General features: G+C 63.4%; 18 protein-coding genes. 6 read left to right on the top strand and 12 right to left on the bottom strand.

Annotated features, from left to right (window positions below; genetic code table 11):
* Positions 1 to 84: 84 nt before the first annotated feature.
* From soxC to QZ213_RS07115, 6 genes are all read right to left on the bottom strand, one after another.
* Positions 85 to 1371, bottom strand: a complete 1287-nt coding sequence (gene soxC / locus QZ213_RS07140) for a sulfite dehydrogenase (protein WP_291685366.1) — start codon at positions 1369 to 1371, stop codon at positions 85 to 87.
* A 164-nt stretch (positions 1372 to 1535) separates the two neighbouring features.
* On the bottom strand, positions 1536 to 2795 hold the full coding sequence (locus QZ213_RS07135) for an arsenic transporter (protein ID WP_291685365.1): 1260 nt from the start codon (positions 2793 to 2795) through the stop codon (positions 1536 to 1538).
* Positions 2792 to 4063: an MFS transporter gene (locus QZ213_RS07130; protein ID WP_291685364.1), complete on the bottom strand. Its 1272-nt coding sequence runs from the start codon at positions 4061 to 4063 to the stop codon at positions 2792 to 2794. The genes QZ213_RS07135 and QZ213_RS07130 overlap by 4 nt, the downstream gene beginning before the upstream one ends.
* 115 nt (positions 4064 to 4178) lie before the next feature.
* Entirely contained in the window at positions 4179 to 5297 is a 1119-nt protein-coding gene (locus QZ213_RS07125) for a Zn-dependent alcohol dehydrogenase (RefSeq protein WP_291685363.1), read from the bottom strand.
* Positions 5294 to 6172, bottom strand: coding sequence for a carotenoid biosynthesis protein (locus QZ213_RS07120; RefSeq protein ID WP_291685362.1), 879 nt, complete (start codon positions 6170 to 6172; stop codon positions 5294 to 5296). Before QZ213_RS07120 ends, QZ213_RS07125 begins: the two co-directional genes overlap by 4 nt.
* A gap of 209 nt (positions 6173 to 6381) precedes the next feature.
* A complete protein-coding gene (locus tag QZ213_RS07115) occupies positions 6382 to 7569 on the bottom strand; it encodes a DUF2252 family protein (protein WP_291685361.1) in 1188 nt (395 codons plus the stop codon).
* A gap of 193 nt (positions 7570 to 7762) precedes the next feature.
* Here QZ213_RS07115 and QZ213_RS07110 point away from each other — a divergent pair, with 193 nt between their 5' ends.
* A complete protein-coding gene (locus QZ213_RS07110; RefSeq protein WP_291685360.1) occupies positions 7763 to 9310 on the top strand; it encodes an FAD-dependent oxidoreductase in 1548 nt (515 codons plus the stop codon).
* Position 9311: 1 nt separating this feature from the next.
* Here QZ213_RS07110 and rocF read toward each other — a convergent pair whose 3' ends face one another.
* Entirely contained in the window at positions 9312 to 10262 is a 951-nt protein-coding gene (gene rocF, locus QZ213_RS07105) for an arginase (RefSeq protein WP_291685367.1), read from the bottom strand.
* 333 nt (positions 10263 to 10595) lie between these two features.
* Here rocF and QZ213_RS07100 point away from each other — a divergent pair, with 333 nt between their 5' ends.
* Positions 10596 to 10856, top strand: a complete 261-nt coding sequence (locus tag QZ213_RS07100; RefSeq protein ID WP_291685359.1) for a hypothetical protein — start codon at positions 10596 to 10598, stop codon at positions 10854 to 10856.
* Between the two features lie 21 nt (positions 10857 to 10877).
* Here QZ213_RS07100 and QZ213_RS07095 read toward each other — a convergent pair whose 3' ends face one another.
* The 3 genes from QZ213_RS07095 to QZ213_RS07085 form a co-directional block, all read right to left on the bottom strand.
* Positions 10878 to 11342, bottom strand: a complete 465-nt coding sequence (locus tag QZ213_RS07095) for a hypothetical protein (RefSeq protein ID WP_291685358.1) — start codon at positions 11340 to 11342, stop codon at positions 10878 to 10880.
* Between the two features lie 89 nt (positions 11343 to 11431).
* The gene (locus tag QZ213_RS07090; protein WP_291685357.1) at positions 11432 to 13639 is read right to left on the bottom strand and encodes a hypothetical protein; all 2208 of its coding nucleotides are present in this window, start codon (positions 13637 to 13639) and stop codon (positions 11432 to 11434) included.
* A gap of 167 nt (positions 13640 to 13806) precedes the next feature.
* Positions 13807 to 14952 (bottom strand): OpgC domain-containing protein, encoded by a 1146-nt coding sequence (locus QZ213_RS07085; protein ID WP_291685356.1) that lies wholly within the window; start codon positions 14950 to 14952, stop codon positions 13807 to 13809.
* Between the two features lie 164 nt (positions 14953 to 15116).
* Here QZ213_RS07085 and QZ213_RS07080 point away from each other — a divergent pair, with 164 nt between their 5' ends.
* Both QZ213_RS07080 and QZ213_RS07075 read left to right on the top strand, forming a co-directional pair.
* On the top strand, positions 15117 to 15353 hold the full coding sequence (locus QZ213_RS07080) for a hypothetical protein (protein WP_291685355.1): 237 nt from the start codon (positions 15117 to 15119) through the stop codon (positions 15351 to 15353).
* Positions 15354 to 15470: 117 nt separating this feature from the next.
* Entirely contained in the window at positions 15471 to 15707 is a 237-nt protein-coding gene (locus tag QZ213_RS07075; RefSeq protein ID WP_291685354.1) for a hypothetical protein, read from the top strand.
* Positions 15708 to 15733: 26 nt separating this feature from the next.
* On the opposite strand, the gene QZ213_RS07070 is transcribed toward QZ213_RS07075, so the two are convergent.
* Both QZ213_RS07070 and QZ213_RS07065 read right to left on the bottom strand, forming a co-directional pair.
* Entirely contained in the window at positions 15734 to 18502 is a 2769-nt protein-coding gene (locus tag QZ213_RS07070) for an EAL domain-containing protein (protein WP_291685353.1), read from the bottom strand.
* A 98-nt stretch (positions 18503 to 18600) separates the two neighbouring features.
* Positions 18601 to 19785: a FecR family protein gene (locus QZ213_RS07065; protein WP_291685352.1), complete on the bottom strand. Its 1185-nt coding sequence runs from the start codon at positions 19783 to 19785 to the stop codon at positions 18601 to 18603.
* Positions 19786 to 20060: 275 nt separating this feature from the next.
* Here QZ213_RS07065 and QZ213_RS07060 point away from each other — a divergent pair, with 275 nt between their 5' ends.
* Together QZ213_RS07060 and QZ213_RS07055 are read left to right on the top strand one after the other, a co-directional pair.
* The gene (locus QZ213_RS07060; RefSeq protein WP_291685351.1) at positions 20061 to 21728 is read left to right on the top strand and encodes a POTRA domain-containing protein; all 1668 of its coding nucleotides are present in this window, start codon (positions 20061 to 20063) and stop codon (positions 21726 to 21728) included.
* Positions 21729 to 21845: 117 nt separating this feature from the next.
* Entirely contained in the window at positions 21846 to 22085 is a 240-nt protein-coding gene (locus QZ213_RS07055; RefSeq protein ID WP_291685350.1) for a hypothetical protein, read from the top strand.
* The last annotated feature ends 350 nt before the right edge of the window (positions 22086 to 22435 follow it).

The following is a 22435-nucleotide window of genomic DNA, read 5'->3' as shown; positions in this document are numbered from 1 at the left end:
GCGCGGCCGATGCCATAGGGGCTTTGAGCCTGCGCCGAGGTTGCGCCCGCCAGCGCAACGACGGCCAGCGTTGCGGCGTAGAGCTCACGCGTTCGCATTGGTCACCTCGCCGCCGGCAGCGATCCGCCAGGGCCAGATCGCGTTGTTGTGATAGAAGTGATTTTCGCCGCGCACACTGAGAAGCTCGGCCAACGTCGGCTGGACATAACCGGTTTCATCGACGGCGCGACTTTGGATCACGCCCGGCTGTCCGTTCCAGTGCCAGGGCAGCCGAAACCGCGTCAGCGCCCGCGTCAGCACCGGCTCCTGCAACTGCGCCTCCTGCCAGCTCTTGCCGTCGTCGACCGAGACATCGACACGCTTGATCCTTCCGTGACCACTCCAAGCAATGCCGGTGATCTCGTGAAAGCCTGGCGCGCTCAATTTCTGCCCGCCCGAAGGCCGCGTGATGATGGATTTGGCTTCCATGTAGAAGGTGAACTCGCGCGCGCTGCCGTCCGGCATCAGGTCGGTATATTTGGAGGTCTCCTCGCGCGAATAGGTCGGCTCGGCGGCGACGCGCAGGCGGCGCAGCCATTTCACATTCATGTTGCCCTCGAAGCCGGGCAGCAACAGCCGCAGCGGATAGCCCTGCTGCGGGCGCAACCGCTCGCCGTTCTGGCTGTACACCAGCAGGGCATCGTCGAGGCATTTCTCGATCGGAATGCTGCGGGTCAGCGCCGCGGCGTCGGCGCCCTCGGCGACCACCCATTTTGCGCCCGGCTGCAAGCCCGCCTCCTGCAGGACCAGTTTCAGGCTGACCCCGGTCCATTCGGCGCAGCTCAGCAAACCGACGAGATCGGAAGCCGTCTTGCCATACGGCTTTGTGTAGACCGGATTGCCGGAGCATTCGAGGAAGTAGATGCGCGATTGCGACGGAAAGCGCCGGATGTCATCCATGGTGAAGATCAGCGGCTTGTCGACGAGGCCATGGAGCATCAGCCGGTGCAGGGCCGGATCGATGGTGGGAACGCCGCCGTGATGGCGTTCGTAGAACAGCCCGTTCGGCGTGATGATGCCGTCGAGATCCTGCAGCGGCGTCCGCCCGGATGCGGAAATATATTGCTTCAGGTTTTTCGGAATGTTCTTGATCACGCCCTTTTCGAACGGCGATGGCGCGCCATAGAGCTGGTCTCCCGTGGGAGCGCCCGGCGTCTTCATCCACTCCGGAATATTGGGCGGAAGGTTGCCGGCATTGTCGGAGGCCGAGAGAGCTTCGCCGCCGGCAAGACCGCCGAGGACGGCCCCGCCCATCAATGCGCCACTCTCGCGCAAGAACTTCCGGCGCGATGTCACGGCAAGTTCGTTGTCGACGTCGGTGGGCTCGGTCATCTCGGATCCTCCGGTTCGAAGCGGCGCGCATAGAATAACGCAATGAGGCTCGCAATTATTTCAAAAACGGGGGTCCTCGACCATCAAATATCTGAATTTCGCCGGGCCGAGACAAGTTCCGTTCTCCCAACAAGGGAAGCGCACGAGCGCATGCCGTTCCGCCTTCATCGTGACACCGCAGACAGAGCCGCGAGGGACAGCAGCAGCGCGGGCGGCATGATGACGAGCCCGAGCTTGAGAAACCGCAACGCGCTGACGCTTTCCCCTTCACGCCGCAGCGCGATCAGCCACAGGATGGTGGCAAGCGAACCCGTCACCGACAGATTGGGTCCGAGATCGACGCCGATCAGGATGGCGCCTGTGACATGCGCGGGAACTTGCGCGGCCTGGCTGGTCGTCGCAGCGATCAGGCCAATGGGGAGATTGTTGGCGAGGTTTGACGCCAGAGCGACCACGATGCCGGCGATCCAGGACGTCGCCTGCGGCGAGGCCACCGTTTCCTCCTTCAGGATGCCCGCAAGCGCCGGCAGCACACCGGTCCGGTTCAGCCCTTCGACCAGGATGAACAGGCCCGCCACCAGCGGCAGCACGGACCATGAAATGTCCTTGAGAACCGGGAGCGGCGACTGCCGTCCGATCAGAAGAATGACCGCCGTTACGGCCGCACCGGCGACGAAGGTCGGCAGCCCGAGATCCCGGCCCATGGCCGAAGCCACCAGCAGCACAACCGCCGTCAGTACGATTCCGAATGCCGCGAGCGTTCCCCCTGTCGTCAGCGGGGATATGTCCTCGACCTCGGCGACATCAGCATCGAGCGCGCGGCGCTGCGTCAGCCGCAGCGCCAGATAGGTCGCAACGACAGCGACGACGGAAGGCAGCGCGAAGATCCGCAGCCAGTCCGCCAGCGGCGGCATCTGCTTGCCGAACACGACGAGGTTGGCCGGATTGGAGATCGGAAGCACGAAGCTCGCCGCGTTGGCGATGAAGGCGCAAATGAACAGATACGGCAACGGCTCGACCTTGGCGGCGCGGGTCGCCGCATAGACTGCCGGCGTCAGAACCACGGCGGTGGCATCGTTCGACAAGAGAACGGTGACGATGGTTCCGACCACGTAGACGATCAGGAACAGCCGCTTCGCCGAGCCTTGCGAATGCCGTACCGCCCATGCGGCGAGCCAGTCGAACAACCCTTCCTGACGGGCGACCTCGGCCAGCAGCATCATGCCGACGAGAAAGAAATAGACATCCGTGCCTTTGCCTGCCGCGGCAAGGGCGTCCGGCCAGGGCAGCAGGTTGAACAGCACCAGCATCCCCGCGCCTGCGATCGCCCAGATGAACTCCGGCAAATGCCAGGGCCGTGCGATCACGCCCAGCGTTGCGAGAGCTGCAATTCCCCAGGTCGCGGCGTTGGTCTCAGGCGTCACCGCGCCCCCGCCAGTGCGGTTTCCGTCCGTCGCTCGCGGGAATGATCGTGCCGCGCGCAGGCGGGTTTCAAAACCGAGGCGAAACCGAGCCACAGCGCAACCGAGCCGAATGCAAAGCTGCCGAGAATGAGAAACATCGCGCTGTAACCGATCTCCTGGGCAATCCACCCGCCGATCGCGGGACTGAGCGAGGCACCAAGACCTTGCGCGGTCATGACCGCCCCCTGACCGACATTGATCCGGCCGGTGCGGTCGAGGATGCGCGCCACAAGACCCGGTACGGCAACGCTCTGCAAGCCGGCGCCGACCCCGTCAAGTACCTGCACGGGATAAACGCCCCATCGGCTGATGAAATAGGCGGCCATGACGCCCCGGATCGGCAGCGCGATGAAGGAAATCAAAAGCACCAGCCAGTACCCCTCCTTGACGGCAAGACGCATCGCAATCAGGGATGCGAGAATCATCGTACCCTGCGCCACGACGATGGTGATCGCGACAAATCCGGCCGGATCACCCAGTTTTTCCGACACAACCGCCATCCCGTAGAGCGGGAGCATCGCAGCATTGCCGAGATGAAAGCAGGCCAGCGCCGCGGCCAGGATCAACAGCGGCTTGCATTCAAGCAGCACGGTGATGCCGCCGATTTTTCCATCGTCTTCGCTATCCCTGTGGAGGCCGCGTGCCTCGTCGTTGTCGATCGAAGCGCCTGATATCATCAGGACCGAGGCGATGGAAAGGATGCCGAACAATGCCGCCAGCCACAACACGGCGGTGAACCCGAACTGCCATCCGAGCAGCCCCGAAAGCCCGGCCCCGACCATGTTGCCGGCATGGTTGAAGGCCTGGTTATGTCCGTTTTGCCTGGCAAAACCGGCCTGGCGAACGATGCCGAGCGTCATGCCGGAGACTGCGGGTCCGATCGCGGCGCCGGCAACGGCGGTCGCGACCTGGGACAGCGTGACCAGCCAGAAGTTCTGGGACAGCAAGACGATCCCGGAAGCGATCACCGTGCAGATGCCGGGGATGATGACATAGAGCTTCTTGTTCCGGCTGGCATCGACCAGCGCCCCCGCGGGCGTGGTCATCAGCATGCCCGCGACGCCGCCGACGGTCATCACCGTCCCGATCAGTCCGCTCTCCCAGCGATGCGCCAGCAGGAACACGCCGAGGAACGGGCCTATGCCGGCCTGCATGTCCGCCATGAAGAAGTTCAGCGACAGCAGCGGCCATAGGCCTTTCGACGGGGGAGCGTTCGATGCCTGTTTCACGGATCCGGCCACAAGACGGCCAGCGCAACGCCCGAGGCGTTACCCCGGCTGGTTCAGGGAGTGGCCGGACTAACGCGCGGGAACCGATTTTGGTCCGGGCGCGTTGGCGGATCTTTCAATCATCGAACACGACGACCCCGCGCAGATTCTTTCCGGCGTCGAGATCGGCATAGCCCTGGTTGATTTCGTCCAGGCGATAGCGGCGCGTGATCAGCTCACGCAGTTTTATCGCGCCCTTGCGATAGAGCCCGAGCAGTTCCGGAATCTGCAGGCGCGGACTGGCAAAGCCGTAGACCGCCCCCATGATCGCCTTCTGCGTGACGAACAGCTCAAGCGGCGGGATCTTGATTTCGGTCACGGTGTCCGGCGTCAGGGCGGTCACCACGACATTGCCTCCCTTGGCGGTGGCGCGGAATGCCGGCAGCAGGGTCGCAGGTGGATCGATGCAGACAAAGGCATGGTTGACGCCGATGCCGCTGGTCAGCTCCAGCACGGCGCGGGTCAGCGCTTCGCCTTGCGCGTTGACGCCATGCGTCGCACCGAACTCCCGCGCCCAATCGAGCTTGGCCGGCGCAATATCGGCGGCAATGATTTGCGAAGCGCCGCACAGACGCGCGCCCTGCACCACGTTCATGCCGTCGCCGCCGCAGCCCACCACCAGCACGCTTTCGCCCGGCTGCACCCGCGCCCGGTGGCGCGCCGCGCCGACGCCGGCCGGCACGCCGCAGGCAACGAGGCTCGCGAGATCAAACGGGATATCCTTGTCGATGACGATGGCAGAAGCCTGATCGACGATGGTGCGCTCGGCGAAGGCGCCGATCATGCAGAAAGCCCCGACCGCATGGCCGTCGCGGTCGCGGCGGCGGTAGGTGCCGTCGAGTTGCGGGCCCTGCGTGATGCGCGGACCTTCGGCACAGAGATGATGCAGGCCTTGCCGGCACCAATGGCACGTTCCGCAAGCGGGAATGAAAGTGAGAATGACGTGATCGCCGGCGTTGATGCCACTGACCGCGTCGCCGATGTGTTCGACGACGCCCGCGGCCTCGTGGCCCAGCACCATCGGCTGCATCGCCACCCGCCGCTCGCCGCGCATGACGTGATAGTCGGTACGGCACAGGCCGACCGCCGCAATGCGCACCCGCACCTCGGTGGGACCCGGCGGATCGAGCGTGACGCGCTCGATCGCGACGGCAGCGCCTATCTCACGAAAAACAGCCGCGCGCGATTCCATCATGACCCTTCATCTCTTGCAAGCCGGAGTGCTGCGAGCATCGATGTGAAAAACATCGTGAACAGCATGACCGCGACCGTTGTTTCGCGCAAATCCTGGATGCGCCAGATATGACCACTCGCGTCGGCAACCTCGCCGCTCTGCCCCATCAGCCATGGCGTCAAATGGGTGAGCCCCGAAAACGCGTAAAACAGGATCGCAGCAAGGCGCAACCCGCGGTTTCGCCTGATCGGGCGTACCTCGCCTGTGCTGATGAGGTAAAGCGCAAATAACTGATAGAATGTCCACGACGTCAAAAGCCAGCCGACATAGTTCATAAGCGGAACGCCAAAATCGGCGCCGCCATCAAGCCAGATCCACGCCCTTGAAATCGTTGACGTCGGCGCATCCATGACGAAATCCCATTGCGTCATCACGAAGGCGGCCACGACCGGCTGAGCTAGGATGTTGAGCTGCCGGTTCAGATTCCGGTCGGCGCCGCCGAGCAAGGTGCCGGCGACGGTCCATGCGAAATACCCCATGCCGAACCATAGAGGGCCGACAATGATCGGGATGACACCGACATGGGGAAACTGCGCGCCGATTTCGAAATGATAACGGCCGAACAGGGCGCCCGTCAGGCTGCCGACATTTTCCAGCGCGAAGGTGACGACGAGGCAGATCGCGACAAATGCCAACGTATTCTTCCAGCCATATGTCAGCGTGCAATGAGCCAGCGCGCTGGCAATTCCGATTGCCGCAAGCAGCTCGGCAAAAGGCGTGGGGTTCCAAGCGTAGCGAACGACCAGCGCGAGATAAACGGCCAGCAGGAGCCACGCAACTCGCTCGCGCCATAAAGACGGAAGATTTCGGGCGCTGGATGTCTCGACGGCGGACATGGGCTGGATCGGGAGGGCTGAGTGAGCAGGTGGCGTGGCCTGAACCTAGCCGAGGAAGGCGGCCCGCATAAGCCACCTTGCCGCAAATATCAGGGGAGACCGACATTCCTGACCGACGCAGCAGCGGCGGAGCCGGTAAATGAAGAAACACCGACGCAGATCGACGTTCTAATCGTCGGCGCCTGTGAGAGTCCGGCGTTTGGTTGTTGCTAGTTCTCCAGCGCGTATTTTCGACAATGTTCAAGATACGCACTTTCGTGGCTTGCCAACAGTGCAACCACGCTCGACCAGAGCCACGAGGGTGCATCCAATGATTTCGAATGGTTGCTTTGAAGATTGCTTGCCCAGGATTTTCGGGTCTGCGCATCCATCTGCCGGCCATGGGCTCTTCCGACGACCGCCGCAAGGTAGCGCGCCGCCATGGCGGCTTCTTCCTGTGACACCCGCTCGATCTCCAGCTTCAAATCCTGCGGCAGAAGCTCGCGGACGAATACCGAACGGTCCATCAGCTTGCCGGCCGCCATGCGCTCGCCCAGATGAGGAGACAGATGCCGCGCCCCCTCCACGATCCGCTGCGCGTTGTCACGAGGCATTTTGGCGCGCTTGTACCGAGGCGCCGCCGCGGCGACGGCTTCTTTAATGTCGATCAGGCACAGATCGGCAGCGTCCTCTTGCGACTGAAGAAGGACGGCAAAGCGGAGAAGGCCGAGCGAACTGCAGCCCTTCATCCAATACGCCGAATCGACGACATCGAACCTGGTTGCATCGTCGCGCGACCGCAGCAGCGTTGGAAGGCCTGCTATTTCGTCCGTCTTGAACAGGCGACCGATTGCCGACAGCTCGGATTTCTTCAGCGGCCAGAATTTTGAGCCCAGGGGAATCGTCGGTTTGAGGTCCTTGATTCTCTCCTTTGCCAGATGCTTCCACGACCGCGCAACGGCCTGCTTCATCGCCACGCCGACAGCCTCTGGGCGCTTGAGCCGGATATCCTCATCCGTCAAGGCCGAAGCATAGCCCTCGATCATGTTCTCGAGAATCTTGGCAATCGTGATCCCCGGCAAGTTTGAACCGCGGGACGCCGTCGCAAGCGATAGCGCCAGCCGGATCAGATCGTGCGCGGGATTGCCAATCACCGTTTGGTCGAGATCGCGAATCTGAATGTCGACCTCGCCGTCAGCGTTGGCGACCGGGCCAAGATTTCCTGCGTGGCAGTCGCCGCAGATCCACACCGGCGGCCCTTCGGGCAGGGTGTTTCTTTTTTGAGCGTCGAGCCATTCATAGAATTTGACGGTGCTGCCCCGGACATAGGCATGAACGGAGCGCGCCATCTTGACGCCGCGGCGAGCCGTCAGAACCGAGTTACGGTCCCGAGGGCCCGTCCAGGTAACTTTTTTCAAATGAAAATGCCCTGTTCCAGGTGGCCGATTTCGCCGTTGAGATGTGTTTCGAGGTTAGCCGGAGCATAAGCGGTGACGGGAACTTTTGTTCCCCGGTTGGAACGCGGCTCGTCTCGAGAGTTTTTTCCCCGCCGCCGGGATCTTAGGCTGAGATTTCAACGTTGCCCGCGTCGAGCCCAGAACGGAAAGAAAGATGACTAAAACCGACGTCTTGATCGTCGGCGCCGGCCCGACCGGGCTGGTGCTGGCGCTTTGGCTGGCAAAACTCGGCGTCAAGGTGCGCATCGTCGACAAGACGGCTGAGTCTGGCACTACCTCGCGCGCTTTGGCGGTGCAGGCGCGCACGCTCGAACTCTACCGCCAGGTCGATCTTACGGAGGAGGTGATCGCGAAGGGCCGTCAGGTGCCCGCCGTCAATCTTTGGGTGAAGGGCGAAGCAGCGGCGCGCGTGGCGTTTGGCAGCGTCGGCTCGGATCTGACACCCTATCCTTTCCTGCACATCTTTCCGCAGGATGAGCACGAGCGACTCCTGATCGAGCGGCTCGGGGTGCTCGGCGTCGCGGTCGAGCGGCGCACAGAACTGATCGGTTTCAGGCAGGGGAATGATCGCGTCATCGCCCGGCTGCGCGTGCCTGATGGTCGGGAGCTCGAACACGCCGCAGTCTACATCGCCGGCTGTGACGGCGCCCGCTCGATCGTCCGTGAGACCATCGGCAGCGGCTTTCCCGGCGGCACCTATCGGCAGGTCTTCTACGTCGCCGATGTCGACGCCGCCGGCCCCGCCGTGAATGGCGAACTGCACATCGATCTCGACGAGGCCGATTTCCTCGGCGTGTTCCCGCTGGCCGGCTTGGGAAAGGCACGGCTGATCGGCACGGTGCGCGACGAGCGCGCCGCCGACGCCGGCAAATTGACCTTTGGCGACGTCAGCGACCGGGCGATCACCCATCTCAAGGTCGAGGTGAAGAAGGTCAACTGGTTCTCGACCTACCACGTGCATCACCGGGTGACCGGGCATTTCCGCGAAGGGCGCGCTTTCCTGCTCGGCGATGCCGCGCACATCCATAGCCCGGCCGGCGGCCAGGGCATGAACACCGGCATTGGCGATGCCATCAATCTCGCCTGGAAACTGGCCGCCGTAGTGGCCGGCCGCGCCGGCGACAATCTGCTCGATTCCTATGAAGCCGAGCGGATCGGCTTCGCCCGGCGGCTGGTCGCGACCACCGATCGCGTCTTCAGCTTCGCCACCGCCGAAGGCAGGATCGCCGACATCCTGCGCACCCGCATCGCGCCGCTGCTGATTCCGAGGGTCGCCGCATTCGGCGCCGTCCGCGAATACCTGTTCCGGACCGTCTCGCAGGTCATGCTGAATTATCGCGGCGGCCCTCTGAGCCGTGGCACGGCCGGGCATGTGCAGGGCGGCGATCGCCTGCCCTGGGTTCGGATCGATGGCGCCGACAATTTTGCTTCGCTCGCGAGCATGGACTGGCAGGTTCATGTCTACGGCTCGCCCGGTATCGAGCTCACGGCATGGTGCAGGGATCACGACGTCCCGCTGCATATCTTCGGCTGGCGATCCGAATATGAGGCGGCGGGGCTTGCCCGCGACGCGCTCTATCTGCTGCGGCCCGACAGCTATGTGGCGCTGGCCGACGGCGCCGCGACGCCCGATGCCCTCGCCCGCTACTTCCATGATCTCGGCATCCGGCCTGCGACGCGCGCGCGAAGCCAGCCGGATTGACTCACTCGCCCGGTTCGATCGCGTTGGTCGGGGTCGGCCGGTCGGTGATCTGCTGGCCGAACAGGCTGCCGATCAGCTCGACCGCTGTGCGCGCGGTGCGGCCGCGCTCGTCGAGGAAGGGGTTGAGCTCGACGATATCGGCCGATCGCACCAGGCCGGAATCGTGCAGCAATTCCATCACCAGATGCGCCTCGCGATAGGTCGCGCCGCCGGGCACGGTGGTGCCGACGCCGGGCGCGAGGCTCGGATCGAGAAAATCGACATCGAAGCTGACGTGCAGCACGCCATTGCGGGCCTTCACCTTGTCGATGACGCGGCGCATCAGGACCCCGACGCCGAACTCGTCGATCTGGCGCATGTCGGCGACGCTGACGCGGCGATCGCGCAGCAGATCCTGTTCCAGCCTGTCGATCGAGCGGACCCCGAACAGTTCGAGCCGATCGGGATCGATCGATGCGCGCGGCTCGTCGCCCAGCAGCCCGTCGAGCCCGGGTTCGCCGCACAGAAACGCCGCCGACATGCCGTGCATGTTGCCCGACAGCGTGGTGGCAGGAGTATTGTAATCCGCATGCGCGTCGAGCCAGACCACGAAAAGCTCGCGGCCGGCTTCGCGCCAATAACGGGCAAGCCCGTTCACCGAGCCCATCGAGAGCGAGTGATCGCCGCCGAGAAAGATCGGGATCGCGCCGGACCGCGCCAGCTCGTAGGCGCGTTTGCTCAATACCCGAATCCAGCGCTGGATTTCCCGGTAATGCCGGGCGTTGTCCGGCGGCGCGTCGGCGAGTTCGGCCATCTCGCCGATCGCAAGATCGCCGTGATCTTCCACCGCAAAACCAAGCGCCTCGAACAAGTTCAGAAGGCCGGCCGTTCTCAGCGCCGCGGGCCCCATCAGGGTGCCCCGCTGCGACGCGCCGATCTCGATGGGAGCGCCGAGCAGCGCGATTTTCCTCATTAGGTCCGGCCTCGAAACGTCGATCACGGCGAATCCTCTCGCGCGTCAAAAAATCTGCGACGAATGGCGGGGAAAAGACAGGGCTAACCTTCAGCCCCGCCCGGTCCTATCCCCCGTTTTCGCGGCTATTTTGCGGGGCTATCCACGGCCCCCCGGAACAAATTTCCCGGCGGTGCATTGGCTCCCGTGAGGCCGCCACCCGCCGTTCAAAACGGCGCCTGTCGCGGATAGCCAAAGGTCCTTGCGACCCGCTGTTCAAAACGAGCGCACGCGCGGATAGCCAAAGGTGGCGGCCTCATCGCACCGTGATGGAAACTTCGAGGGCATGGAATCGTGAATTTCGAGACACCCGAACCGACGCTTCAGCCCGGCATGGCGGAGCGCGCCATCGATACTGCAACCGACGTGTCGCGCACGCTGACGGAAATCTCCGCAGGCCTGCAGGCCGCGGTCAACCGGCTAAGCGAAGCCATCGCAACCGCGCGGCAGCCGGGCAAGCCGCTTTCGACCATCAGCGCGATTACCCGGGAAGCGCCGCTGGCGAGCCTGTTCGTCGCATTCCTGTTCGGCGTTGCGGTGGCGCGACGTCGCTAGAAATTCCGGGGTCAGAAGCCTCTAGCGGAAATGCTCGCGTTCGTAGCGATTGGCCTGCGCGGCCGTCATGGCCGGCGCAGGCGTTCCCTTCGACATTCCGGGAACAGGCGTCGCAGAAGCGACGAGCTTGCCGTCGATCTGGTTCTGCCGCAGCACCAGCACGTCGATGCCCTGCGGCGTGACCTTCATCGCGAAATCGTAGCCTTCGAGGATGCGTGCGGTAACGCGGGGCAACGGACCGTCGAAAATTCCGCTCTTGCGCGTCTCCAGCGCGTCGTCGGTGCGGTAATGCAGATTGAATCTCGTCTGCAGCGCGTCGAACACTTCCCGGACCGTCGCGTCGCGCGCCTCTATATGGACCGCATCCGGCCGTCCGTCGACCTGTACCTGGGCCTGAGCCGGATTACCGGGTCCGGCAAGCAGCGCTGCCGGGATGACCGCAAATACAAGGAACCGACGCAACAACGCCGGCGATCGGGACCGCATAAGATCAAACTCCGTATGCTCTTGCAAAAACCCGCTGGCCTCGCCAGCGGGTTTGTTGCGATCGCAATCAGACCAGGGCCGCATCGCGCTCAGCGATGATCATGGTCGTGATCATGCACGTCGTGAGCAAGATCCGCGACACGGTCGATGATCGCCCGGGCGCGGCGCACCAGCTGATCCACCTGGTGCTCCTTGATCGGCTGATTGTCGAAGGCGGCCGCGTCCAGCAGCGGCTTGATCTCGGCGGCCAAGGCATTACGCTGGGTCGTGATGTCGCCGATGGTGGCGAGGAACCTGGCGTAGCCCGCATCGTCGCCGAGGATCGAGCGGTTCGCAAGGCGCAGGCTGTCAAGTCCCACCGAGCCGAGGGGCGCGTTGAGCTGCTTGTAGACCTGGGCGAGTTCGAGGAAGTCTTCGCTCCGCCGCAGTGATTTTGGCAGCGCGTGATCGTCGAGGAACTCGACCAGGACCCGACCGTCGTGAGTATAGTCGTCCTTCAGGCCGGACAACGCGATCATGGTCGGACGAAGGTCGGTGTGGTCCGAAAACACCTGATCGTTGCGGCCGGCGTGAATCACGCCGGGCCCTGCCATCCCCATCCAGGTACGCGTGATCTGCTTCTGGACGTCACCGTGGTTCCAGGCAAAGCCGGGGGCCTCGAAGACGCAGGCAGGTGTCTGCGAGCAATCATGGCCCTGCCCGGTCGACGAACTCGACGTCTCGTTGAAATAGTCGGGATTGCCGAACATCGTGAAGCTCGGCGAGCGCGCCGGGTTCGACGTGATCATGTGCAGGACCCCCATCTCCGCGCGGTCGGCGAGGAACGCATTGAGCTTTTCGACATTGCCGGTGATCGGGTTCGTCACCCGCAGCGCATCGACGTCGTGTTCCATCGTGCGCGTCAGCGGGTCCTGCGGCCCCGGATTGCCGTGGATATAGAATGTCGGCGCGTCGTCGAAGTGGATATCGAACGGCGTCGTGTTGTTGCGCTGGGTGAGCAGCAGCCGGTCGAGGAAGGTGTCGATCTCGCCGATCTTGGCGTAGGTGCAGGGCACATGGATGCCGTCGCAATTGGCCGGACTCGCCGGGCCGCCGACGAAGTGGTCGTTTTCGTCCGCGGTCACGATAAACAAGGTGTTGTCCTTGTTGATGCCGTCGGCGGCAAGACGCGCGAAGAACTTGCCGAACGCCACGTCATAGGCCTTGAGCTGGGCGACGTATTCCGCCTCGCCCGCGCCGAAGGCATGGGCGGCACCCGGCAGATTCGTGGCGGGATCGAGCGGCAGCGGATTGCGGTCATGCGCATCCGCCACATACACGTAGACGACGGGCACGCCCGCTTCCAGCATCGTCGCCGCATAGCCGAGCGACTGCTTGGCCAGCGGGCTGAAGGTGTTGGGAAAACCGGGACGGCCGTAGGCGTCGGCTATGACGCCGCCGTCGGTATCCTTGACCGCGCCGCTGCCGTTGCAGCCGGCGGGCGCCGCCGCGCAAATCACCGGTGCGACGTTCACATTGCCGAACAAAGCGCTGAAGCCGGCATAGCCGCCCGGCTCGTCCGGCAGCGCATCGGTGCGGGCGTGGGTGTTGTTGCAGAGCGGGCTGCCCAGCGCACAATGCACCGCGATGCCGAGATAATCGGTGTTGGGGGCCTGGCGGGCGGACGCGTTGGCGGGCGTGCGCGGCAAATTGAGCGCCGCCGAGACCGATATGTCTTCCGGCGAGCCGGTGCCGAACACCGTGCGCACATCGGCCGGCAAGCTCTCGAATTCCATATTGGCGATCGAGAAGGCGCCGACGTCGCAGCCGGCGCGGGTGAATGGTACCCACGGCGCCGGGAAGATCTTGCCGTTTTCGTTGATCAGCTCCGGCTTGCCGTCGCCGCCGAGCGCGGTCCAGTACAGAAACGAGCTGGAGAAGCCGACGGAGCCGTCGTTGCGGAAGAAGCCATAGCTGTTCGACACCGGCACGCCCATGCGGTCGCCATAGGCGCCGGTGAGCACCGTAAGGATATCGGTCGCGGTGTGCGAGATCAGCGGCGTGTGGTGGTTGCCGCTCACGGTGCCGTTGTTCTGCATGAAGTTGAGCAGGTTGGGCATCTGCTCGAGGTCAGATGGCACATTGGGATTGTCCCGCCGCAGATGCACGTTGTCGAACTGGATGTGCACGACATGCTTGATCTTGTTGTCTGCGGACTTCAGTCCACATGCCGCCTGCGCGGTCGCGGATCCTCCGAACAGCAGCGCGGCGCCGAGCAGCAATGGAGTCGTAGCGCCGAAAATGCGTTGATGACGCATGGCCTTCTCCTCAATCCGTCAAATGTTGCGAAGCCGTCAGTACGCGCGCAACCTAGAGCGCCACCCATGACATCCAGTTGACACGCAATTGACGAAAGCGCGAAGGCTGAACGATGTCCACAGCCGGGGTCGACCACCCGGCTGCCGCGTCGAAAGATCGCGTTGCTTCAAAACAGCTTCGGCCCGCGGCGGTCCTGCTTGGCTTCCCATGTCGCCACCGTGGCCGCCGCGATCATCAGCACGATCCCGACCATGCTGACGGCGGCCTGCATGGCCAGGGTATTCGAAAGGTCGGTCAGGATCACGAAACCGACGAACGACAGCAGGACGCTCAGGCAATAAATCGACAACGAGTTTTCGCCGCAGCGGATCATCGCGGTCATCCAGGGCCTCATCAGCCAGTGCCAGTCCAGCGGCGTCAGCCGCGAGACCAATGCGGCCAGCGCCAGAAAATGCAGCAGTCGTACCGGCGCGAGGTGGCTCTTGTAGATCGGGTAGATCGCCTTTGACACCACGTCGGGGATGAAAGCCTTGAGCGCCTCGATCTGCCAGCTCAGGGTGATGACGAGGCTGAAGGCGAGATAGAGCACCGCCAGCGCCAGCACGGCACGCGACTGCAGCATCGTCTTGAGCCGTCCGGGCCCTTCATAGGCGTACCAGGCGCCGAACACGAACAGCACCTGCCAGGCCAGCGGGTTGAAGTAGAGCTCGCCGCTCGGCCACGCCGGCACGTGCCAGCTGAAGATCTGCACCATCAGATAGAGCACGAACGACATCGCCAGCGCGACCGCTGAGCTGCCGATCATGAGCCACAGCAAAGCCGGAAAGGCCAGATGCAGCAGCACGAAGGTGGGCAGTATGTCGGTGTTGACAGGCGTATATTGCAGGATCGCGGCGTGGATGAGCGCCGCCCCCGGATTTTCGAAAAAGAACTTGGTGTTGGTCTCGTCGAGATAGCGGCTGCCGCCGCCGGCTAGCCAGATCAGGACAAAATAGGCGATCAGCAGCAGCAGGAAAGCGGCGTAGATCTCCCAGACGCGCCGCAACCCGCGCGCCACGATTGTTGCCCAGCCCTGCTCGCGCAACGCTCCGCCATAGGCGAGCATGCAGGTATAGCCGGACACGAACACAAACACCTCGGTGGTGTCGCTGAAACCGTAATTGCGAAGCGTCAGCCAGGCGATCGCGTTATCGGGGATGTGATCGATGAAGATGAACCACAGCGCCAGCCCGCGGCAGGCGTCCAGCCGCAGGTCGCGGCGATCGCCATCGATATCTACGGCAGCCGCCGTCGCCGGCAAATGATCGGTCACGACCTCAATCCGCCTCGTCTCACGCACCCCGTGTGACCGCCATGTTACAGATTCGGGCGTGATTGTCTTTATTGCCGGCCGCTCCGGGCCTAGTCACGTGCCGCTGCGGAACCAATCGCCACGCCCCGGATTGTTGCGGCGACTGCTTTTTTCGGAGGACCGCCATGAAATCGCTGCTGCTTGGGACTATCATCTTGGCCATGGCATTGGCTCCCGCGACCGCCGAGGCGAAGGGGTGCATCAAAGGCGCCATCGTCGGCGGCATCGCGGGCCATATGGCAGGGCACGGCAAGGTTGGCGTCGTTGCCGGATGCATCATCGGCCATCACGAGGCCAACAAGCGCGACGCCGAGAAAGCCGATCAGAAGGCGCCTCCGACGCCTCGGGACAATCGCATCTAGGCCGCATCAGTGCCGCCGCGCATTGAGCCTGCACGTTCTCTTTAGCCGGCGTCGCCCGCGTTAGCGCGGTCGGAACCCGACAGCCACCGCGCGTCAACCATAAAACAGGAGTCGATCATGAACAGCGACAATCGCGCCAGACTGGGTGTTGCGGCGATCATTTATTCGATGGTGAATGCCGTCGTCTTCGGAGTTGGCTTGATAATGGTACTGGTTACGCCGGCGCTGGCTCAGCACTCCTTCTTTTGGGTTCCCTCGGTCATCGTGAGCAGTTTCGTTCTGTCAGCACCGCTGTCATGGCACATCGCCCCGCAGATGATGCTGCGCTTCGTCCGGGCACGCCAAATTCACTGACTTGACGACGAGAAGGCAAAATCGCCTCAAGCTGCTCTTCCCGCGCCGGACCCGCCGGCGGCGGCTTCGGTCACGGCCAGGAATTGGCTCTCGAATGCCTGCGCCGGCACCGGCCGGCCGAAGAAATAGCCCTGCCCTTCTTCGCATCCCATGCTGATCAGGAGATCGGCGGTCGCGCGGTTCTCGATGCCTTCGGCGATCACCGAGAGGCCGAGTTGCCTGCTCAGGCCGACGGTGGAGCCGACGATCGCCGCATCGCCGGAATCGGCGAGCAGTTCGAGCACGAATGTGCGGTCGATCTTGAGTCCGTCGAGCGGAAATTTCTTGAGGTAGCTCAGGCTCGCATAGCCGGTGCCGAAATCGTCGAACACGATGCGGACGCCGAGCGCCCTTATTCTCCGGAAGGTGTCGAGCACCCTCTCCTCGTCCAGCAGCAGAATATCCTCGGTCACCTCGAGTTCGAGCAGCGACGGCGTCAGCCCGGTGGTCTCCAGTGTCTCCGCAACCGCCGCTGCGAGGTCGGTCGACTGGAATTGCGAGGGCGAAAGATTGACGCCGACACGAATAGGGTGGCCGCCGGCCTCCCACATTCGCGCCCTGCGGCAGGCGGTATCGAGCACCCAGGCCGCAATGCGGTTCGAGATCGAAGAGGTGTGGACGACCGGCATGAACTCCGCGGGCGAAACCAGGCCGCGCACGGGATGACGCCAGCGAATGAGGGCTTCCGCACCGAACACGCCGCCATCCGCCAGCCTGACCTGCGGCTGGTAGAACAATTCGAATTCATCGCGCTCGCTGGCAAGCACCAGTTCGGCCTCGAGCGTCAGGCGGGATTCCAGCTCCAGCCGGATCGCGTTCTCGAAGATCACGTAGCTGCCGCGCCTGGTCGCCTTGGCGCGACAGAATGCGAGATGGCTGTTGGCCAAGAGTTCATCGCCGGTTCGGCCGCCCTCCGGATAGACCGCCGCCCCGATACTGACCTTGACGCGGTGCTGCCGGGTTCCGGCCAGAAGCGGCGCGTCGAACGCGCGCGCAATGCGTTCGGACAATGCCGCGACCGTCTCGGTCGTCGCGGTCCGAGGGACAGCGATGGCGAATTCATCGCCGCTCAGCCGCGCGACCAGGGCGGCACCTCCGGCTTCCGCATTCAATCGTTCGGTCACGGCGCGCAGCACGAGGTCGCCGCAGGCATGGCCGAGCATGTCGTTGATTTGCTGGAAGGCGTCGAGGCCGACCACCAGCAGCGCGACTTCGCAGCCCTGCGTCTGTGCTGCGGAAATCATCGCAGCAAGGCCCGTGTGAAGGCTGTTGCGGTTGGCGAGCCCGGTGAGGGAATCATGTTCGGCCAAATAGCGAATTCTTTCCGCTTCCCGCTTGCGCACCGATATGTCGCGCAGGATCGCGCCATGCTGAAAGCCGTCGGTGCCTTGCCAGCCTGAGAAACAGGCCTCGACCGAAAATATCTCGCCGTTCTTGCGGCGGCCGTCGAACTCCACCACGAGGCCGCCCGGCGATTGCGACCGCGCGCGCGCCGCCGCGCCGACCGCGTTCGAGAGAGTCGCGACGTCGTCGCTGCCGGCGCAAATCGTGTCGAGTCGCCGGCCGATCATCTCGGCAGGATCGTAGCCGAATATCGCCACCGCCCCCGGGTTCCACACGGTGACCCGGCGGTCCTGATCGGTGCATACCAGGCCATCACCAAGCGACATCGCGATGCGCTGAAACCGGCTCTCGGCAATGCTGCCCAGCAGATCCCGGAAATCGATTTCATCGAGCGCGATCGCGGCCATGTAGACGACGATCGCGGTATGGAACAGCGACGTATCGACAATCAGAGGAAATTTTGCCTGCAGCAGAGCTGCGGTGATTTCGATGGCGGCGGCCAGGCCGACGAGGAGGATGACCCGCACGCCGGCGCCGAGACGGCGCCATGACAGCATCATGATCATCGCAATGATGCATAGCCCGGCCAGCGTGACGGCTTCGGAGGTGAAGTGAAGGGTCCGGTTCTGCAGGATCGATTCGGCGGCGAGCGTCTGCAGCATCGGCCCGGAAACAACGCCGCTATTGGGGATGCTGAAGCGGTCGCCGAGTTCCAGCGCGGTGCCGCCGATGACGACCTTCTTGTTCCTGAGCTTGCCCAGCGTTGCCTCGTCGCCGCGCAAGACGTCGACATAGGAAACTTTCGGGATCGAGGCGGCGCGGATGGTGAAATCGATCAGGAAGGGCGCGCGCCTTTCGGCATAGTGCTCGGCCAGCACCGCGCCCATCGCGGGAAGAAACTGCCCGTCGAATGTCTCGCCGAACGGGTAGCGCCGGACCAGGCCGTCCGATTCAACCGTGACATTCACGACCGCCGACCATGAATGATCGGCGAATGCTTTCAGCGGACGATTGATGTGGATGGGCGTTCCATTGCCGCCGACCGCGCCCGGCTGCTTGAAGGTCGGCAACACCACGCTTCCGCCCGCGCGCTCCAGTGCCTCGACAAACGCGCGGTCCGACGCCGGGTCGGAGGGCGACGAGAAATCGACATCGAATACGACGTCCCGCACGCCGGCGCTGTCCAGTCGCCGCAGCAAGTCGGCGTGGAGCCGGCGCGGCCAGGGCCAGACGCCAATCTGCTCGATCGAGGAGGCATCGATCGCAACAATCACGATGTCGCCGCTGGCCTGACGCTGCTGCCAGGCAAACCGCAGGTCGGTCAGCGCGTTGCGTAACGCGGTGTGCAGGCCGGACGACAGAACGATCGCCAGTGCAACCACCACAAAGATATGCGGCCGGTAATGTTTCACAGTGTCCCATCCCCGCGCACCTCGCAAAGGAGCGAGGCGCACTCCCCATGTCCGTCAGCCCATCAGCTAACTCGTTCGGCTCAAGCGTCTCTCACTCTCTAACGCACATGACCGTGGCCGTAAGCGTAAGCATGACCGTTTCCGTTAGCGTTAGCGTTTCCGTTGCTGTTGCCGTTTCCGTTTCCGTTTCCGTTGCCGTTTCCATCGCCGTTGGCATTGGCGTTACCGTTGCCATTGCCATTGCCGTTTCCGGCTCCGCCGCCGTTACCGTTGCCGTTGCCGGAATTGACCGCTGCTGCGGTGGTCGCGGCTACCTGCGCCGCCACTCCGGAATTGGTCGCCATAGCCGCAGTGCTGCCGCTGGCGTCACTGGAATTGCCGTTTCCGATGCCCATGCTCGCCGCCTTGGCTTCGCGCGAGCTCCAGATCGTATCCTTTTCCGCCGTGCGCTTCGCGGATCCCGGCGTCGACGCCGATCCATGCGCAAGACCGTGGGTGACCTTCTGGAAATTGAGCCTGACTTCGCCGAGCGAAGCCGATATCCGTGTCGCGTTGTGCGTCGCGGCAGTATTGCCGGCGGCGAGGTGGCCGAGCGCGTGGATGAGCTGCCCGTTGGCGGCGTGGCGCGGCGCGGAGAGTCCCATCTTCGGCACCATAATCCGTTCGAAGGATGACGGGCGCGGCTTGCCTTGCTCGATCGGATTGAGCGTGCCCGACCCGCTCAGCGAAAGACCTGGCTTGCCCTGCGCGAAAGCGGTGGCGTGCTGCCCGGGCATCACTTGCGCGATCTGGCCCGATTTGAAGTCCGCGACCTCGACCTGCCCCCTCAGCACGTCGACGCTGGTAGAGGCGGCGTTCACCGAGACGCGAAACTGCGTTCCCTTGACCACGGCGGCAAGGTAGGGAGTCTCGACCTCGAAATGCTTGACGTTGCGCTTCTCTACTTCCAGCAGGACCGAACCGGCCTGCTGCAGGATCGTCGTCGACAGCCCGTCCTTCTGCTCGGTGGGCAGGCCGATCACCGAATTCGGCGAGACCAGAATGGTTTCCTCGCCGCGTACCAACAGGACGCGGCCGTTATGCCCGGTCCGGATGGTGTCGCCCGGCTTCAGGATCTCTTCCTGCGTCAGCGAAGCCTGCTGGGCGCCCGACGTCATCATCCAGACTTCGCCGGACGATTTGCTGACCCGCCATCCACCGTCCTCGGCGGCGAGCGCACTGGAAGCCGCAGCCAGAACGAAGGCCGCCGTCAAAATGCGTGAAACTCCACCGGTCCAAGCCATGAAAAACTCCGTCTGCCCGCGTCTGACCTGCAGGCGTACCGGAAAAGTTTCAAGATTGCGTGAGCGGAAACCACCGCGCCGACGGGCGTGATTAACGATTCATTGACCATAAAAATCTATTAAAAATCATGGGGCTAATGATCTTTCAAAGATTCCTCGAATGGCATCCGGAGAACTACGGAAGAGTGGTATCCGGTGCGGGCCCGCGACCGCGTTGCGGTCTGGGCAGGTGCGCTTTGGCGAGCCTGGCGCTGATTTTGTCCGCGATCGCCTCCATGCCGGCGAAAGCCCAGCAGGCAACTCAGCCGGGCTTCGACCCCAGGCAGACGGAACGGCGTTTCGATGTACCGCAGTCCGGGCAGACGCCTTCCGCTCGACCCGCGGTACGGATGCCACGGGTGTCCCGGCCGGAAGGCACGGCCGATACCAAACCGATGTTCGTGCTGCGCGGCGTTTCGCTGAACGGCGCCCATGCGATTCCGCGCGATCAGATCGTAAGCGCGTATCAACCCTATCTTGGGAAAAAGGTCTCGCAAGCCGATCTTGCGGCGGTCGCGGCTGATGTCAGCAACCTTTACCGCGCGGCCGGATTTCACCTCAGCCGGGCGATCGTTCCGCCGCAGGACATCCGGGACGGCCGGGTACGTCTTCAGGTTATCGAAGGCGGCATCACGGAAGTGGCGCTGAAGGGCGATGGCGCGGAGCAGTTCGGGATAAGGCCGCTGCTCGACCCCGTGCTCGCCGAAAGTCCCTCGCGGCTGCCGACGCTGGAACGCCAGCTCCTGCTGATCAACGGCCGGCCGGGCGTGCGCATCGCGGATACCGCGCTGGAAGAGATAGGCAATGCGACCGGGCGTTTCCGTCTCATCGTCGACGTCAACACCTGGCACATCTACACCTCGTTCGGGGTCGACAATCTGGGATCGTCGTCGGTCGGCCCCTGGCAGACCTACGCAACCGGCGCATTCAATTCCTATCTCGCACCCGGCGACACGCTGGCGCTCAATCTTTCGACCACACCCGGCGATCCGCGCGAGCTTGCATTCGGCCGGCTGTCCTACGATGCGCCGATCGGCATCGACGGCATGCGGATCGGCGCATCGGTCCTGCACAGCGAGGTCCGGCCGGGCGACGAGCGGCGGCTGGACAACGATGTCACCAGGACCGATACCTTCGAATTGCGCGCCAGCATTGTCCCCCTGCAGTCCATCAGATCGGCACTGACGCTCACGGCGGCGGCCGGCTTCAGCAATGTCTCCGAGAGCGATGTGTTCGGCCCGATCTACAATGATCACATCCGCACCGTCAGCCTCACGTCCGACTACCGGCTGCAGGACAATCTCGGCGGCAATAATTACTTCACACTGACCTACCGTCAGGGTCTCGATATCTTCGGCGCGTCGCATTCCGGCGACGATCTTGTTTCGCGCGACGGCGCATCGGGCAATTTCTCGGTGATGGATGCCTGGTTCAGCCGCTATCAGACGCTGACCGATGCGTGGTCGGTGAAAATCGCCGCCGCCGGACAGATCGCCTCCGGCCCGCTGTTCACCTCTCAGCAATTCTATCTCGGGGGTGCGGCCTTCGGGCGCGGCTATGGCAGCGCCGAGATCAGCGGCGACAACGGCATTGCCGGCTCGTTTGAACTGCGCTTCGATCAGAGACTGAATTTCAGTTACCTGACCGGTTATCAGCTCTACAGTTTCGCCGACGCCGGCGCGGCCTGGAACCATGGATTCAGCTACAATGACGGCCTTGCACTGACCTCTGCAGGCGCCGGCGTGCGGTTCTTCCTGGGCGGTGACCTGCAGGCCGATATCGCGGTGGCTTTTCCGCTGAGCTATCGCGCGCCGGACAATTCGAGCCGCAGCGCGCGCCTGCTGTTTTCCTTGTCCAACGCCTTCAAACTCTGTCCGCAGAAGATACAGATCCGCTGCCTTTAGATTGAGCAGGGCTGTTCCCGCGGGATCAATTTGACCTGGATCAATAGCCGCATCCCCTGATCAAGCATCGTGCCGGCGCCACGACAGAGATGCCGACGGTCGCGATCGGTTCCAGCCATGCCGCTGTATTATTTCCGGATCCGGACCGGCCGCTACAGCGGGATGTCGAGCCATGGCACCGAACTAACCGATCAGGATGCCGCCTGGGAAGAGCTGACCGCCGTTTGCGCCGGCATGATCGGCTCGATCGCACGCCATCTTGCGGAAAACGCGGAGTGGCAAATGGAACTCCTGGACGAATCCAGGAAACCCGTCTTTCGTATCCGCCTCATGGCGGAATCCTTCGAACCGGAATAGTCGCGGAAGATTTGCATGCCCGGCAACTTCTTGCCCGGCCGTTTCCGTAATCACCCGGATTGATTGCCGACGGACGGATGCCCTAAATCTGCCCGCACGAGCAATCTTGATCACAGGCAAAGCCGCCAGATCGAGCAAGCTGTTTGCCGCCAGCTCTCTGTCATCGCGCCGTAACCGGGCGCAGATTCTCGTGAGACTCAAACCGGCGGCTGCGGCCGCCTTGGGCGAGATGCGGAAATGGAAAACTTCGTCCACAGGGAAAACCTCAAGCTCTATCGGAAGCTGCTGACTGAAACCGTTGACGAACGGAAGCGCCAGACGATTCAGAAGCTCCTGGCTGACGAAGAGGC

It is taken from the genome of Bradyrhizobium sp. (genome assembly GCF_017881085.1).
Classification (GTDB): domain Bacteria; phylum Pseudomonadota; class Alphaproteobacteria; order Rhizobiales; family Xanthobacteraceae; genus Bradyrhizobium.
The sequence above is the reverse complement of the archived record's forward strand: the minus strand, read 5'-3'. Positions and strand labels throughout refer to the sequence as shown.

What these genes read in the sequence shown, in the direction of transcription:
- QZ213_RS07075 (WP_291685354.1), top strand. Translation starts at nt 15,471, where the DNA reads ATGAACAGCGACAATCGCGCCAGACTGGGTGTTGCGGCGATCATTTAT.
- soxC (WP_291685366.1), bottom strand. Translation starts at nt 1,371, where the DNA reads ATGACCGAGCCCACCGACGTCGACAACGAACTTGCCGTGACATCGCGC.
- rocF (WP_291685367.1), bottom strand. Translation starts at nt 10,262, where the DNA reads ATGAGGAAAATCGCGCTGCTCGGCGCTCCCATCGAGATCGGCGCGTCG.
- QZ213_RS07055 (WP_291685350.1), top strand. Translation starts at nt 21,846, where the DNA reads ATGCCGCTGTATTATTTCCGGATCCGGACCGGCCGCTACAGCGGGATG.
- QZ213_RS07060 (WP_291685351.1), top strand. Translation starts at nt 20,061, where the DNA reads ATGCCGGCGAAAGCCCAGCAGGCAACTCAGCCGGGCTTCGACCCCAGG.
- QZ213_RS07080 (WP_291685355.1), top strand. Translation starts at nt 15,117, where the DNA reads ATGAAATCGCTGCTGCTTGGGACTATCATCTTGGCCATGGCATTGGCT.
- QZ213_RS07125 (WP_291685363.1), bottom strand. Translation starts at nt 5,297, where the DNA reads ATGATGGAATCGCGCGCGGCTGTTTTTCGTGAGATAGGCGCTGCCGTC.
- QZ213_RS07120 (WP_291685362.1), bottom strand. Translation starts at nt 6,172, where the DNA reads ATGTCCGCCGTCGAGACATCCAGCGCCCGAAATCTTCCGTCTTTATGG.
- QZ213_RS07090 (WP_291685357.1), bottom strand. Translation starts at nt 13,639, where the DNA reads ATGCGTCATCAACGCATTTTCGGCGCTACGACTCCATTGCTGCTCGGC.
- QZ213_RS07110 (WP_291685360.1), top strand. Translation starts at nt 7,763, where the DNA reads ATGACTAAAACCGACGTCTTGATCGTCGGCGCCGGCCCGACCGGGCTG.
- QZ213_RS07065 (WP_291685352.1), bottom strand. Translation starts at nt 19,785, where the DNA reads ATGGCTTGGACCGGTGGAGTTTCACGCATTTTGACGGCGGCCTTCGTT.
- QZ213_RS07095 (WP_291685358.1), bottom strand. Translation starts at nt 11,342, where the DNA reads ATGCGGTCCCGATCGCCGGCGTTGTTGCGTCGGTTCCTTGTATTTGCG.